We start from the raw sequence: 15,340 nt of genomic DNA, 5'->3' as shown, positions 1-15,340 counted from the left end.
CTTTCCACGGCATCTACACCTCCCGCAGAACAAAAGCGGAAAGTGTAACCCATGTGTCCGGTACGAACTGTCACCTATGTCTCGGGTCGCTCAGGGACTGCGGTGCGGATGGCCTTCGCCACAAACCCGAACCGCTCCGCGATACCACGAGTATTCCCATTCGCGAACGACCAAAATCCGTAAAAGTCGCCACAAAAACATCAAATGAAACATAGCCGCCGTCCGTTCAAAATTGAAGTGGACCCCATCCGCGGGGCCCGGGGGACCAATCTGTTAGTTGGATTCTTGGCCGCTCCGATCTCCTGATATCACGCTGCGAACAGCGCCGTCTGCTGTTGTTGCGGCTGTGGGCATGTGGGCGACGCGGCAGCGTTGTCCAAGCGCAGCGTCATGTCCACAGCCAGACCCGGCGGCCATGCCTTCGTGCCACACCGTCATCGGCGTGGCCAGGGCTTGGTGGGGGCGCACGGTGTTGTAAAACGCGAGCCATGAAGCGACCCCGGCATGAGCCTCGCGGCCGTCGGCGTAGCCTTTGAGGTAGATATCCTCATGCTTGAGCGAGCGCCATAGTCGCTCGATGAACACATTGTCCATCCAACGGCCACGACCGTCCATCGAGATGCGAATGCCGGCTGCCGCCAGCATGCCGGTGAAGGCCGCGCTGGTGAACTGGCTACCCTGGTCGGTGTTGAAGATCTCCGGGATGCCGAAGCGAACGAGCGCCTCCTCGAGCGCGTCGCGGCAGAACGAGACGTCCATGGTGTTCGACAGCCGCCACGCCAGCACCGCCCGGCTCGCCCAGTCTATGATCGCCACGAGATAGAGGAAGCCGCGGCCGATCGGGATATACGTGATGTCCGCACACCAGACCTGGTTCGGCCGCTCGATCGCAAGACCGCGCAGCAGAGAGGGAAAATCTTGTGCTCCGGCGCCGGCTTCGTGGTGCGCGGCTTCGGCCCGAGCGCCGCAATCCCGATAGTGCGCATCAGCCGCTGCACCCGTTTGCGGTTGATCCGCATGGACCTCGGCCCGCAGCATCGCCGTCATCCGCCGGAAGCCAAAAACGGCCAGGTGTGAACAGCTCGTCGATCCGCCGGAACAGCGCCGGATCGTCATCATCATTCAAGGCAGGTCGCAGCCGATAGATGCCGGAGCGGGCGAGTCCGAGCAGCTGGCACTGCCGGCGAACCGACAGTTCACTATGGCCGCGGTCAACGAGCGCGCGGCGGTCCGGGGTGCTCATCTTCCGGACCTCTTCGCTAAAAAATCCCGCTCCACAATCAACTGGCCGATCTTGGCGTGCAGCTTCTCGATCTCGCGCCCGTAGCCGGCTCCGGCATCGCCGCTGCCGCTTCAAAGGCCCGCGTAGCCTGCTCCAGCAGCTGCTTCTTCCAGGCATAAATCTGGTTCGGATGAACCTGGTAACGCTGCGCCAGATCAGCCACCGTCGCATGCTCGCGCAACGCCTCCAGCGCGATCTTCGCCTTCAGCGCCGCGTCAATCTTCCGTCTCGTCCTCTGCGTCATTCTCCGCTCCGTCTGTTGCGACGGAACGGCCCAAAATCCACTTAGTCAACCGGTCCGATTTTCGGGGTCCACTTCAAAATGTCGCAGACGCCTTCGGCGAGACTGTATCGTCGAACACTGCGGCTCTGGGAGCGCCCAAGCTTGCGTGGACCATTTCCCAAATCGAAAAACCATCGAACGTACCAAGCTGGGCGGTAAATCCGGCACATGGAACCAGGCGGGGCTTGCCGTAGCGCGGTGAATACGGGAGCGACTTGCCAAGGCTAACGCGAAATATTTTTCGGGTTAATTTATTTAATTGTTGTTATCATGTATTAAATGGCTTAGTTTTTATTTTGATATCGGGGTCCGACCCTGCCCTGCAGTGGCCAATCGTAACGGCAAAAGAGGTGTGCGTGACCATCCAGGATAGACTGGTTTCGGCCTGCTGGGGCCCTGGCTTCGATCATCTCGAGCTGGGTTCATCGCAGAATAGGTCAGCTTCTTCCGTCGGGTGCGAGCAGGCGATCGGCCTCAGCCATCGGCCGCCGAATGAGCAGATCGGTAAGTCCATTTAAGGCAGGGAGTGGTTGGTGAGCCGCGGCATTTACGGGGTTTCATCGCAATCGGCGTATCATCGTAGCGCCGACATGGTGATCGCCGCGTCGAATCCGCAATCGAGCCGTGCGAACACGCTCGTCGTCTGGTTGGTTCTGATCGGCCTCATTATCCCTGCAGCCGAAGTTCAGGTTTATATCGCCGGCGCCAAATTCACGGTCGCACGGTTGGCCATCATCCCGCTCGTTCTTCCTGCGCTTTTCATGTTGTTTGGGCGAACTCGTCGGTTCGTGTTGTCCGATCTTTTCGTGTGGGCTACGGCAATGTGGATTGTGGCCGCAGCTGTTTATGTAAATGGCTCGGAAGCGCTGTCTTCGGCGGGCGCGCAAGCCATCGAGATTATTGGCGGCTATATGGTGGCGCGCGCATATTTTTTTGGTCCCAACGGCCTGCAAGGCTTCTTGAGCGTGCTGAAAGTATTCACGTTAGCCGCGATTGTGCTCGCGATGGCAGACTTCGCCTCTGGACGACTGGTCACCCACGGTCTCTTCAGCTCGCTCCTGGGCGTTCCAGCGATCGTAAACCAGGCCAGGATGGGGACTATACGAGCCGCCTCCACATTCGATCATGCGATATTGTTTGGCGCATTCTGCGCGGTGGTCGCGGCGATGCTGCTCTACTCCGAGACCAACGTAGTCAGGCGCATCTTGTGGGTTGGGTTCTGTTTCTTCGGCGTTATGCTGTCGCTGTCGTCATCCAGCCTGATGGGATTCGCGATCATGTTAGGCACGTACTCGTACGGTGCATTGACGAAGCAATTTCCGTGGCGATGGTGGGTGTGCTGGATCGTCTTGGCGATATTCGTGCTGGCGGTGATGGGTGTCATCAATAATCCGCTGGGCTGGATTCTTTCGCACCTGACGTTGGAGCCTGAATCGGGATATTTTCGCCTTCTTGAGTGGAACTCGGCATTCTTCCAGATATCTCAATCACCATGGACCGGATATGCGTTTTTCGACTTCGGTACAGTCGAATTACATTCTATCGATTGTGTCTGGCTCGCGTTGTCCTTGAGGTACGGACTCCCGGTGATTGTATTTCTATTCCTGGCAAATGTAACTTCGGTGTTGCCGGTCAAAAATTCCAGGAATCGGACCGGAGATCCGTACATGACCAAGATGAGCACTGCATTCTCTCTCATCCTGGTGATGTTCATGTTTATCGGGCTTACCGTTCATTATTGGAACTACATGTGGATTTTTTGGGGGGTATGCATCGGCATACGCGCTTCGCTTCGAGAATATTCGATGGGCGCCGCCGCTCAACCAGTTAGGTATTCTCGATCAATGCCGAATGAAAGTGCGAATGGCCGATACCGCTCACCCGCACAAGCTTAACTGGAGAGCATGATGATTGCTGAGAAACTGGATAAGATGAATGTCGTCACCAGCGTTCGAGAAGGTGACTCGCCCGATGTTGCGTTGCGCGAAGTGCGCGAGTTTATCGCCGACAAGTGTCGCGGAAAGTCCGTCCGGATTTACGAGGCCGGCGGCGGATCGCTATCGGTATTGCCGTTATCATCGATGAACAAGCCTACTATTTCTGTCGTTGACATCGACGAAGTCCAGCTTCGCCACAATAGCTACGCCAACAATAAGATTCTCGGCGATATACAGACCTATGTGTTCCCTCCCAACAGTTTCGATCTCGTGGTCTGCTACAACGTCATTGAACATTTGCCGGCAGTCGATCAGGCGATCAAACAGTTTCATCACGCCCTTGCGCCGGGAGGTCTTGTTTTTATTGGTGCTCCAAATCCCCGATCATTCTTTGGTCTTGTGACAAAGTATTCGCCGCACTGGTTTCACGTCTGGTTCTATCGCGCCATCTTGCGACACAAGAACGCGGGCAAGCCGGGTCACCTGCCGTTCAAGACCTTTTATCACCCCATCGTCTCACCAAAAGCGCTGTTGAAGTTTTGTGAACAGGCCGGCTTCAAACCGATCTATTTCAATTTGTATATTGGAAGCAATTATGCGACCCTGCGGCAGACGAGGCCTTTCATCGGCTCGCTGGTGACGGCGGCAGTGGGCCTGATGAACGCGCTGACGTTTAACCGGTTTAAGCTTGCACATGGCGACTACCACGTGGTGTTGCAGAAAACGGCCTAAGCGCGAGCGCCGCAGTACGCAAATAGAGCGGGGCGCGCGCTAGACTAGGTCTCGCCCAGTTTGCCGGTGGCCGGCCTTGTGTCTGCGTTGATCCTCGGAGAGTAGCCCCGGATCCATTCTCGGCGCTCGGACCAGAGCGTGGCCCAGCCATCGGCCTTTGGCTGATTTGACCTCGGTCCGACTTTGGCGAGTAGGGCACGTAAGCCCACGCCTGCGATAAGTTCCAGGAGAACGAGATGTTGACGCCAACCGGAGAAATGGTCGCGCATAAGCGTCGCCTTGCCCTTGAAAAGCAATAGCAGCTTGTCGGCCCGGGTCGCGGAAGCCTTGCCGACGTCGTGCACGATGCAGGATTCGGGGCAAATGATAGGCCGAAACCCGGCCCGGCGAGCGCGAAAGGCGAGATCGGCATCCTCGCCATACATGAAGTAACGCTCGTCGAAGCCATTTAGCTCTTGCCAGACATTGTGGGGTGCCAGTAGTAGACAGCCGGTGACGATGCCGACCTCTCGAACGGTATCGCGACGCCAGTCGGCCATGGACTCGGGATCGAACCACGGTGAGTGACGAAAGGCCGTGGTTAGGCCGAGAGCGAAGCAGGTCATGCTCCAGACCGTAGGGAGCGCCCAGCAGGAGGACAGTTCGAGCGTACCGTCGCGCTTCACGGCACGCCCACCGTATAGCCCGTGCCCTGGACGCAGGCGGGCGAATTGCACCAAGCGCTCGATTGCACGGTCGAGCACGACCGTATCGGGGTTCAGTAAGAGTAAGAATTCAGCGCTCGCCCGAGTCGCAGCAAGGTTTACTCCCCGTGCGAAGCCGAGATTTTCTTTAGCTTCGATCAATTCGACTTCGGGGAAACGCGAGCGGATCAAATCTACCGAACGGTCGACTGAACCATTATCGACCACGATCACTTGCTGCTTGAGCGAGCCTCGCTGGTCGTACAAGGTTTGCAGGCATTCACCGAGCAAATGCTCGGTATTATAGGACACAATGAGGACGGCGACGTCGGCGGGCGCGGTGGTCAAGTGAGCGATCCTGCGGGTTTCGGACGTGGTTTGATCGGACGGGCAGGTACACCTCCGCAGATCATGTTTGCCGGGAGGTCGCGTGTCACCACTGATCCGGCACCGACGATGCAGCCTTCCCCTAATGTAACGCCCGCAGTAACAACTGCGTTGGCACCGATCCATACACCGTTGCCGATCACGACATCACGCTCGTTTTTGGGCTGGAAAGCCGGCGGGGTGCCTTCTTCCAAACCGTAATCCGACGCGGTGACAACGGCTCCGGGTCCGATCATGACGTCATCGCCAAGTGTTATGCGACCGGTCGCATTGCCCGCCCAGAGGCAAACCCGCTCGCCGACGTGGCACCGGTTTCCAAGGCTAATTCGCTCTCCGTTCGCGATCGACACATTGGGCCCGAAGACCTGGCCGGTCCCCATGGTCATCTTTCGCTTCTCCCGAACATGCGAGTAATTATAGTAATGGAGGATGCGCAACGAATGCAGCCACGTCATCGGGTCCAGCATCGATCTGGCCCCGTTGGCCATCTTGAAAAAAATGCCCGGCATTGGCTGCTCCTCTGCTACCGGCAGCTTGGGCACGGGAGCGGTGCGGCTGGTTTCGTCACGCTCCCACGCACGATCGCCCCGCAATTCCTTACAAGCGGCAGCGAAGGTTGCTGCCTTCGCTACGGCGGCAAAGACCATCAGATCCCATAGGCTCGCTCGTCGTTGCCGCAGCAGTTCGAAAAGGGACATGCGGCGTGCGCGACCGGGCAACTGGCCGAACCGTTTATCGAGTTCGCGCTGTCCGATCAGCGTGCGGGTACGTCGCTTGATGAGCCCTGCGAACGTGCGCGGCGGTCGCACGAGGAACTGGTGCGAATTCGCAGTTACGCGTTCGGGAGTCTCGAACAGGTCGTGCACGTATTGGTCGTCATTGGTGATATCGGGAAACGCACCAAGGCGAGCATGGCCGGCTGCGGATAACACGTATATGCCGGAGCCAACGAGATTGTCGGTGAACCAGGGCAGTTCACACCATATGCGGTAGAAGGATCGAACAATGGCTGGACATCCCTGGAAATCCATCACGGCCCGCGGCGCTCCAACCAAGGCGCCGGTGCGCTCCAACTCGGCCGCCACGGCCCGGATGGCGGCAGCGCCTATCGTGATATCTGCGTCCAAATATGCGCGGGGAAGGGCAGTTGCGGCGGCGTCGCCGGCATTGAGGGCAGCGTGCTTCGAGGCTTCGACAATCTCAACGACGCGAACCGGATCGCCGTAGCTGCGCGCGATTTCAATGGTACGATCGGTGCAGCCATTGGCGGCGACGATAACTTCCAGTTCAGCGGGGTCGGCATCCGCCAATAAAGCGTCGAGGCAACGCCTTAGCACGTTTTCCTCGTTATGGGCCGGGATGATGACACTGAACGCAGACGCCGACTTCGGCAGCTTGTCGGCAGTGTGGTCGGTCATACTTTCGTCGCGAGCGGATGGCCGTTCCTGTGTTGAAGATAGGTCGCCAGGACTCACACTAGGCCCCCGTTTGGTCACTTCGAATGATTTCACCACAAATAACCTGCGAGATCCCTGTTCACGCAACTCGATTGGCTGCTCTAAAATTGGTCGAAAAATGCAATACAGTCAATTGCTTAGGTTGTGATAGAAGAGAGTAGTTTAGTTATTCAATTCGACATTGTCAAAACATCGAAGGTTTAACATTGCCCTTGTTCAAGCTTACTTGGATATCGTTGTTGTTACCATACAGTGTGCCGCCACTTCCGAAACACAATTTAATTGGTAGGTGGGTTGGTAACCTTATCGGCAGGATGACTGCCGGCGCAGCGAGATCGACAGAACATGACGATAGTCTCACCCTTGAGTGCCGGCGAACCCGCCCCTTGGTTTTCCGCGAAGACCGGAACCAACGATTCCGAAGCGGCCACCTTTGACGAACTTGCCGGCCGCTACATTGTGCTGTTCTTCTTTGGCTCTGCCGCTCGGCCTGGCATCGCTGGAGGGCTGGACTCGCTTGGTCGTCGCAACGATCTGTTCGACGCAAAGCGCGCATTGTTGGTCGGTATCAGCAACGATCCCAGCGACTTCAGTCAAGGACGGTTGCAGCAGCATGGTTCGGGGCAGCTTTTCCTCCTTGACCCGAGCGGAGTTGTCGCGCGGCAATATGTTTCGGCAGACTCAGTCACGGGGCCGGTCCATATGGCAATAAGGCCAGTCGCCTTCCTGTTGAGTCCCGCCCTGCAGATCATCGAAATCATCCCTATGGCTGAGCCGACAGCTTTTGCCGGACGGATCACGTCACGGCTGGAGGGCCTTTTGGCCGGCCCGGCCGGTTTGCAGAGCGCCCCGGTGCTGGTGGTGCCCCAAATATTCGACCGCGCGTTCTGCAACAAACTGATCGAGCTCTATGAGGCGGCGGGCGGGCGCGAGATCGGCTCGATAGAGAATGCCGGTACGGTCGTCGAGCAATTTGACCCCAAATTCAGAAAACGGCTTGATTGGCATATCTCCGACGAACCGGCGCTGCTCCGGACAAGGCAGTTGCTTGGCCGTCGGTTGTTGCCGATGGTCTATCGTGCGTTTCAATTCCGGACCACCCGTATCGAGCGATACCTCGTAGGGTGTTATGATGCGCAAACGGGCGGATATTTTCGGCCGCACCGCGACAACACGGCGCCTATCGTGGCTCACCGCCGTTTTGCCGTAACGATAAACCTGAACGATGGTTACGATGGCGGTTATCTTTCCTTCCCCGAATTTGGACATCAGACCTATCGTGCTTCGCCGGGTGACGCGATCGTATTCTCGTGCTCGCTGTTGCATGAGGTAACGCCGGTGAAGCGCAATCGTCGTTATGCGTTCTTGTCCTTTTTTTACGACGAGCAGTCTCAACAGATGCGTGACGAGTTCAGGAAGCAGTGGGTCGAGTCTCAGAAATCCGCCGCCGGTTAGCGGGCGCCACCTTTCTTGGTGGAAGGGCGTATCGTCAACTGAAGTGATGAGGGCGTCGCCAGCGATCGAGCGGTTAGCCCCGCACCAGCACGCGCCTCAAATGGTCCTCGGTAAGGTACCAGGTGAATGTCCGCGGTCTTGGAGCAATTCCGCGAGTAAAGTACCCCTGCCGGTAGTCGTAGGGTCGATAGTGCCAACCACCGAGAAGCGTATCAACTTCGGGCGTTGCAAAGGCTAACATAAGCGCGGGCCGATATTGCTCGATAGTCGCCCGAGAGCCTTTCAGGATATCGAACTCGGCTCCCTGCGCATGCACTTTGACGAGGCAAGGGGTCAAGGCGAGTGAATCCAGGGTTCGGCACTCAACTGGGTGTTCCTTGACCGAAAGCTTCGCTTCATTGAAGATCAGCATGCGGCCAGGATCGCGAAGCCATTCCGTGGCGTCCTTGTAATTGGTGGCGGACATTCCGTCGCAGTCCCATTGCCCGTACTTCGGGACAAAGAAGGTCAATACACCAGACGCGGCGCCTAGGGCGTATCTATATGTGGTGACCCTTGAGTCGTGACCGTATCGTGCTTCAAGGTGGGTAGCGCATTGAGGCTCGGGTTCGAAAGCAACTATCCGTGACGCTGGAGCGAGCCGCTTGAATGCTTCGATGCTCTGGCCGCGGTTGGCCCCGATATCCACGATTAGACCATTACCGAGCGAGAGTCCGGGAATGCCTCCAAATTCGGGCTTCGCGAAGTAGGGGGCAGTGAAGTCCTTTGCAGCGAACCTGACCGCGGCCAGGCCGGGAATGCTGGCATAGAGGAAGCGTGCGAGCGCCTTTGCATTCATCATTTCGGTCCGGCGGCAATATTTAATTGATGATAATGTCGGGGGCGCTCAAACAAAAGGGGAGATTATGATTTGCCAATACGTTTCGGGCTTGTAGCTAGCGGTAATGTAGGCGAATATTAGCGAGAGCAAGCGGCGGCCGATGACCATTAGTCGGCGGGACGGATCTAAGGGTCTCTGCCGCGTCATCTTGGTGACGAGGTTATTAATTATCGCCTGCGAGGCGGCGGCGGAAAACGATTATCATGCGAAGCATTTCCTTGTTCCGGGCACCGGAGGCGGCGGTGGTGGGTACGAAGAGTATCGCGGAAGTCACGCTTCGGCTCCTGACGCATCACGCCCGGGAAGCTTCCTTGCGACGCTTGGGGGGCGTGCTGGCAGGGGTTAAGGGTGAAACGGGCCAGTCGACCTGGCACCGGAGGCCGTTATGAGGCGCCCGAGTTACCTATTGCGCTTGCATCAATTGGCGTTTTGCCTGTGTAGCCCATTTCTCCTGATTTCTGGAGTTGCAAGTGCGCCGGTCTCCGCCGACCCAGTAGCGAATGACAAGGGCGCGGCTGTCCCAGCTGCTGGTTCGTCTGAAAAGGAAAGTTGGCCGGATGCAACAAATACCGGTGTGCCGGCGGGTGTAACGTTGCGGCCTTCGGGCAAGCTAGTTGTGAGCGAGGCAGGCGCAGTGATCTCTGGTCTCAACATTCAGGGCACTGTAACCATCGAAGCACCGAATGTGACGCTGGAGAACTGCAAGGTCACGTCCGACAGCTACTGGATTGTCAATACTAACGGACAGACGGGGGCGGTCGTCCAGAATTGCGAAATCAACGGTCTCGGCGGCACATCCGGCAACGTCGGAATCAATGGCCAGGGCAGGTTTGTCGGCAACAACATCTATAATGTTGAAAATGGCATCAACGTAGCGGGCAGCAATTCCGGAAGTACGGTCATTCAGAACAACTATATCCACGACATGAAGGCGGCCGGATCGCCCCATTATGATGGCATCCAGATCGACGGCGGCGTGTCCAACGTAACCATCGAGCACAACACGGTCATCAATGAAAATGGATCGGTCTCCGCTATCATGATCGACAACTATTGGGGGCCGATCTCCAATATCAGTGTCGACAACAACCTGCTCGTGGGCGGCGGCTTCACGGTCTACAATTCGGCGCAATTCGACGGCGGTCCGGTGACGGGCGTTTCCTTCACAAATAACCGATTGGGCAAAGGCAGTTATGGATATAGAGCATTTACGAAGACCAATACTGTGTGGCGGGGAAACGTCGATCATATCACAGGCCGAGACCTCGGATCGAAATAGGGGCGTGCGGAGAGCGTGCACAAAAGCTTTGCTCGATCAGCAGGCACCTGCGTTGCATCGATAGCGGAAATATCGTTGGGCATGCTTGGTCCAGAGCATTCCTCCTGATCAGTGCGCCAGTCCCTCATGCGCTGGTGTCAGCTCTGCGCCGGAACCAAAACGAGCCCGGTTCTCGCCATGGTTCTTTCATCAGAATTGGACAGGCATCGTGCAACTTTTCTAGATGATTGTGAGCAAGCCAATTGAGAGCGCTTATCACTTCAAAGCATGAATTGAAGCTCAGGAAAGCCTCCAGGAGATATTGCTCGTTCCACATCCAACGGTCACGCAGCAACCATTCGGAGGGATAGTCGCAGGGCGTGAAGATATCATGGACATGAACGATCACATTGGGCCGTAGCAAGCCAAGCAGATGCAGGTATTCATACAAGACGTCGCCTTGCGGTCGAATAATATGAGATGAGTCGATAAACAGAATGTCATTTTCTGCCAGATCTTCAAAATGGCTGGTCGGGCAACATTCAACTCTTTTGCGCACGACATTCACCCCGATGGATTCAAGCCACGGCTGTTCGAAGGGCTCGATGCAGATATGTTCGCACCTATAGTCCCGGTCCTCTTTCCCGTTTTTTTCGATAGCGAGCCGAGCCATTAGAGTCGAATTTCCACTACCGACCTCAACGATACGGCGCGGCTTGAAGTGGCGTATCATGTTGTAAAGGAATTCGGCATCCCCTGGCTCAAATGAGCGGTTATGGTACGCAAACTTGGTTTGACCCGTCTGTTTAATGGGAATGGCGAGTAGTTCATCGCGGTATCTAAATTGGTTTATCAGGTCGAACTGACCCTGTTCGTTCAAATTTAGCCCGGTGATTTGTCGCGGCAAGCGAAGATCGCGTTTTAGATCCCCAGGAAAAACGATCGGTTCATAGTAGTGATGCCGGACGACGGCGACCTGGAACTTGTCGAGAATAGATCGGGATAGGGGAGCGCGCTGACGAAGGCGAGCCAAACCCGACGCAAGCGGCGCTAGGATCAACACGGCCGGAGCCAAAATAATATCGATGAATTTGAATAATGTTTCGCGCAAATGCTTCATTGATCAATATTTCCTGCGACCGGTGTAACCCGTGGGACATGCAGCCTAAGAGAGTTTAGTATTATGCGGCGCGGATCGCGAACTGACAACTACCTGCTTGGCCCGAGCGTGGTCGTCAACTTGCGTGCACAGACCCCCTCCGCTGTGATGACTACAAAAATGTCTGTTTGATTCGGTTTTCGATGCTGCGGTCGATAATAATAAGCTGATTGGCGGCGACTACACGGTATCTTCCGACAGGCAGTTCAGGGATGCGACGATTAGGTTGCTTCGTTAATAACGGATTGGCAAGGGGCTAGCGGCCTCCGTCCTTTGAGGAAGGACACCGGGCTAGCGCGGTAATGTTAATAATGATGTCACGGGCAAGCCACTCTGCCGAAATTGCCGCTCGGCCACTGAAGGCTCGCGCCCGTCCGACGGAGCTTCTGCCGGGTCAGGGTGCATAATCAAATAATCAGATAGGTTGCAACATGTCGCATCAGTCGATTTGGCGGCGCGCTCGCGGTTGGGCAACGCCCTGCTGAAATTGCATATTATCGTCATTTGAGTAAGCATACGCCATGGACCGCGTAATTGACTCGAGCGCGCGTAGCGGCGAAGAGCTATGGATCAGGCAGCCTGGGCGGCTACGGGTGTTCCTGCGGTATCCGGGCCCAGGGCAGGATCTCGTGCAGACGGGTCTGACGCCGATTGCTTAAACATCAGATATCTCGACGGTTTTTCAAGAGTGTCCAACGCAGCCCGGTTGAAACAAAGTAACCGGTATGAGCTTCCACGTCCGCGATGATCAGCGGTCGCGTGCGTATCGTCGGCATCCAGTACTGGCGCAGCGCCTCGGCGGCCGCTGGGATTTCGAGGTAGGCGTTACGGAGAAAATCCTCGGTTTCGCGACCGCTTTGTGGCGGTCCAAGCAGTGGACGGTCCTGATCGTCGCGACAGTGCCGCAGGATGGGCAGCAGCAGGCCGTGATTGACGTTGTTGGCGTCGAGCAACGGCGCCCCTGACATCCTAAGCCGCCCTGGAGGCGGTCAAACGCACGATGCCTCGGCGCTGGTTTTTCTGATTTAATTACTGACTTTGGCGAAGGCTGCTGGAAAATGACCTTAGCCAAGCCGCGGTGTCGTCTCAAAAAAGCCTGCCGCCATCGACCATTTTCAAACCTACTACAGTGCAGTTTTGGTGCTGCCGATGTCGCTCGGGGACAAATTTAAGTTTGAGCGCGAGTCGAAGTGCCAGTTTCTGCTGAACCCATAAGGAGAAATGCTTTTGGCTACAACGACTCCAAACGGTGGATGGCCCGATGCGACGAACACGGGTTTACCCCCAGGCGTGACGCTTACGGCGTCGGGAAACCTCGTGATTACACAAGCCGGAACGGTGATTTCTGGTCTCAACATTCAGGGCACTGTAACTATCGAAGCACCGAATGTGACGCTGGAGAACTGCAAAATCACGTCCGACAGCTGGTTTATTGTCAATACCAATGACCAAGCGGGCGCGGTCGTCAAGAATTGCGAAATCAACGGTCTCGGCGGCACATCCGGCAACGTCGGAATCAATGGCGAGGGCACGTTTGTCGGCAACAACATCTATAATGTTGAAAACGGCATCAACGTAGCGGGCAGCAATTCCGGAAGTACGGTCATTCAGAACAACTATATCCACGACATGAAGGCGGCCGGATCGCCCCATTATGATGGCATCCAGATCGACGGCGGCGTGTCCAACGTAACCATCGAGCACAACACGGTCATCAATGAAAATGGATCGGTCTCCGCTATCATGATCGACAACTATTGGGGGCCGATCTCCAATATCAGTGTCGACAACAATCTGCTCGTGGGCGGCGGCTTCACGGTTTACAACGCCGACATATTCAGCGGAGGCTCAGTTACCGGGGTTTCGTTCACCAATAACCACATGGCGTCGGGTCAATACGGCTATACCTCCTTTTATACGACCAACCCGACCTACACCGGCAACGTCAATGACGGATCGACTTTGTTGGGGACGCTCAATACGTCGGCGAATGCCGGTACGTCGACGGGCTCGACTGGCTCAACTGGTTCGACTGCCCCAGCCGCACCCGTCATTTCCTCGTTCTCGGCCGACAGCGGCGTCGCCGGTGACGGCATCACGAACGACAATACCCTCGACCTCAAGGGCACCGCTGCTGCCGGCAGCACGGTCAAGATCTACGACGGCTCGACCCAGATCGGTTCGACGACTGCGACATCAACCGGGAGCTGGGATTACATCACCCAAGTTCTGACTGATGCGAAGCACACGCTGACGGCGACCGCGACCAACTCATCGGGCAAGACCAGCGCCACATCGGCCGCGCTGGCGGTGACCGTCGATACCAAGGTGGCGGCCCCGACGATCTCCAGCGATACCGTCAACAATGCCAATCAGGTGGTGGCGTCCGGGAATGCCGAGGCGAACAGCACGATCAAGGTGTATGACGGAACCATGCAGGTCGGTACCGCAACGACCAGCACAAGCGGGGCGTGGACAGTAACAACCGCTGCTCTGGCGGCCGGCGCACACGCTCTCACGGCGACGGCAACTGACGTCGCGGGCAACGTAAGCGCCGTGTCAGCGGCTTTTGATCCTATCATCGGATCTTCCGGCTCGTCCGGGTCGGGTACGTCCGGATCGGGCTCGTCGTCGCCAACGCCGACTCCTGGTAAGCTAATCGAGTCGGCTGGTGCGACAAGTCTCGTTGAGAGCGGCGGTAAATATTACCTCAACGGCAGCACGGGATCAGGCCCCTCGCTGAAGAATCACGGTATTGATTTTGTCGACGGGACAGATGGCACCTGGGCGCCGATTGGTGCGGAGAAGACGGCGACAGGCTATGAGGTGGTCTGGAAGGAGGCGAGCACCGGTCAGTACACGGCCTGGAACACCGACAACAACGGCAACTACGTTTCCCATGTCAGCGCCCTGACCGGCTCCACGTCGGGCGGCTCCGTGTCGGGTACGAACTCCGGCCTTAAATTGCTTGAGACCAGCTTTCACCAGGATCTCAACGGTGACGGGCAGATCGGTACTTCCAGTGCTTCCACACCGACGTCGCCAACGCCAACTCCTGATAAAGTAATCGAGGCGGCTGGTGCGACCAGTCTCGTTGAGAGTGGTGGCAAATTCTACCTCAACGGCAGCAGCGGATCGGGCTCCTCGCTGAAGAATCACGGGGTGGATTTTGTGGACGGGGCAGATGGCACCTGGGCACCGATTGGCGCGGAGAAGACGGCGACGGGTTATCTGGTTGCCTGGAAGGAGGCGAGTACCGGTCAGTACACGGCCTGGAACACCGACAGCAACGGCAACTACGTTTCCCACGTCAGCAGCCTGACCGGCTCCACGTCGGGCGGCTCCGTGTCGGGTACGGACTCCGGCCTTAAATCGCTCGAGACGAGCTTTCACCAGGATCTCAACGGTGACGGGCAGATCGGTGCTTCCAGCGTAGCTACGTCGTCCACGAGCACCAGTCAGGTCGTTCCTACTTCGAGTTCGACAGGCAGCAACATCCAGACGAGCACTTCAGGCAATGACGTCTTGGTTGGCACCAGCAAGGCCGATACTTTCTCGTTTGCTGCGAATTTCGGCAACGATGTCATCAAGAGCTTCACTGCCAGCGGTCCTGCGCACGACACGATCGAGTTCAGCAAAAGTGTGTTCGACAGTTTTGCGAGCGTTCTCTCCCACGCAGCCCAATCAGGCTCCGACGTCGTGATCGCGACGGGGAGCGACACGCTCACGCTGAAGAACACCAAGCTGGATGCGTTGAACAGCCACGACTTCCACTTCGCGTAAGGAGCGGGCCAACCACACAGACTAGTACTCAACAACTGCCTCGG

The 15,340-nt window shown here is 56.9% G+C and carries 12 protein-coding genes; 5 read left to right on the top strand and 7 right to left on the bottom strand.

The window, feature by feature from the left end; genetic code table 11:
* Nucleotides 1-273 precede the first annotated feature (273 nt).
* Complete coding sequence (locus ABIB90_RS37030) at nt 274-1,122, bottom strand: IS3 family transposase (protein ID WP_354171062.1); 849 nt, start codon at nt 1,120-1,122, stop codon at nt 274-276.
* 158 nt (nt 1,123-1,280) lie between these two features.
* Nucleotides 1,281-1,526 (bottom strand): transposase, encoded by a 246-nt coding sequence (locus ABIB90_RS37025; RefSeq protein ID WP_354171064.1) that lies wholly within the window; start codon nt 1,524-1,526, stop codon nt 1,281-1,283.
* 572 nt (nt 1,527-2,098) lie between these two features.
* On the opposite strand from ABIB90_RS37025, the gene ABIB90_RS37020 reads away from it, so the two are divergent.
* Nucleotides 2,099-3,460: a hypothetical protein gene (locus ABIB90_RS37020; protein ID WP_354171066.1), complete on the top strand. Its 1,362-nt coding sequence runs from the start codon at nt 2,099-2,101 to the stop codon at nt 3,458-3,460.
* A gap of 9 nt (nt 3,461-3,469) precedes the next feature.
* Nucleotides 3,470-4,234, top strand: coding sequence for a class I SAM-dependent methyltransferase (locus tag ABIB90_RS37015; protein WP_354202500.1), 765 nt, complete (start codon nt 3,470-3,472; stop codon nt 4,232-4,234).
* A gap of 44 nt (nt 4,235-4,278) precedes the next feature.
* Here the strand turns inward: ABIB90_RS37015 and ABIB90_RS37010 are convergent, their stop codons facing one another.
* Nucleotides 4,279-5,265: a glycosyltransferase family 2 protein gene (locus tag ABIB90_RS37010; RefSeq protein WP_354171070.1), complete on the bottom strand. Its 987-nt coding sequence runs from the start codon at nt 5,263-5,265 to the stop codon at nt 4,279-4,281.
* Entirely contained in the window at nt 5,262-6,722 is a 1,461-nt protein-coding gene (locus ABIB90_RS37005; protein ID WP_354171072.1) for a glycosyltransferase, read from the bottom strand. Before ABIB90_RS37005 ends, ABIB90_RS37010 begins: the two co-directional genes overlap by 4 nt.
* 384 nt (nt 6,723-7,106) lie before the next feature.
* On the opposite strand from ABIB90_RS37005, the gene ABIB90_RS37000 reads away from it, so the two are divergent.
* Nucleotides 7,107-8,216 carry a 2OG-Fe(II) oxygenase gene (locus ABIB90_RS37000; protein ID WP_354171074.1) on the top strand — a complete coding sequence of 370 codons (1,110 nt, stop codon included), beginning with the start codon at nt 7,107-7,109 and terminating at the stop codon, nt 8,214-8,216.
* 73 nt (nt 8,217-8,289) lie between these two features.
* On the opposite strand, the gene ABIB90_RS36995 is transcribed toward ABIB90_RS37000, so the two are convergent.
* Nucleotides 8,290-9,057, bottom strand: coding sequence for an FkbM family methyltransferase (locus tag ABIB90_RS36995; RefSeq protein WP_354171076.1), 768 nt, complete (start codon nt 9,055-9,057; stop codon nt 8,290-8,292).
* A gap of 445 nt (nt 9,058-9,502) precedes the next feature.
* Between ABIB90_RS36995 and ABIB90_RS36990 the strand changes: the two genes are divergently transcribed.
* Entirely contained in the window at nt 9,503-10,375 is an 873-nt protein-coding gene (locus ABIB90_RS36990) for a right-handed parallel beta-helix repeat-containing protein (protein WP_354171078.1), read from the top strand.
* A gap of 124 nt (nt 10,376-10,499) precedes the next feature.
* Here the strand turns inward: ABIB90_RS36990 and ABIB90_RS36985 are convergent, their stop codons facing one another.
* Entirely contained in the window at nt 10,500-11,474 is a 975-nt protein-coding gene (locus ABIB90_RS36985; protein WP_354171080.1) for a class I SAM-dependent methyltransferase, read from the bottom strand.
* A 701-nt stretch (nt 11,475-12,175) separates the two neighbouring features.
* Nucleotides 12,176-12,466 (bottom strand): hypothetical protein, encoded by a 291-nt coding sequence (locus ABIB90_RS36980; protein ID WP_354171082.1) that lies wholly within the window; start codon nt 12,464-12,466, stop codon nt 12,176-12,178.
* 364 nt (nt 12,467-12,830) lie between these two features.
* Here ABIB90_RS36980 and ABIB90_RS36975 point away from each other — a divergent pair, with 364 nt between their 5' ends.
* Nucleotides 12,831-15,296, top strand: a complete 2,466-nt coding sequence (locus tag ABIB90_RS36975; RefSeq protein WP_502917053.1) for an Ig-like domain-containing protein — start codon at nt 12,831-12,833, stop codon at nt 15,294-15,296.
* The last annotated feature ends 44 nt before the right edge of the window (nt 15,297-15,340 follow it).

Source organism: Bradyrhizobium sp. JR4.1 (assembly GCF_040548605.1).
Taxonomy (GTDB): domain Bacteria; phylum Pseudomonadota; class Alphaproteobacteria; order Rhizobiales; family Xanthobacteraceae; genus Bradyrhizobium; species Bradyrhizobium canariense.
The sequence above is the reverse complement of the archived record's forward strand: the minus strand, read 5'-3'. Positions and strand labels throughout refer to the sequence as shown.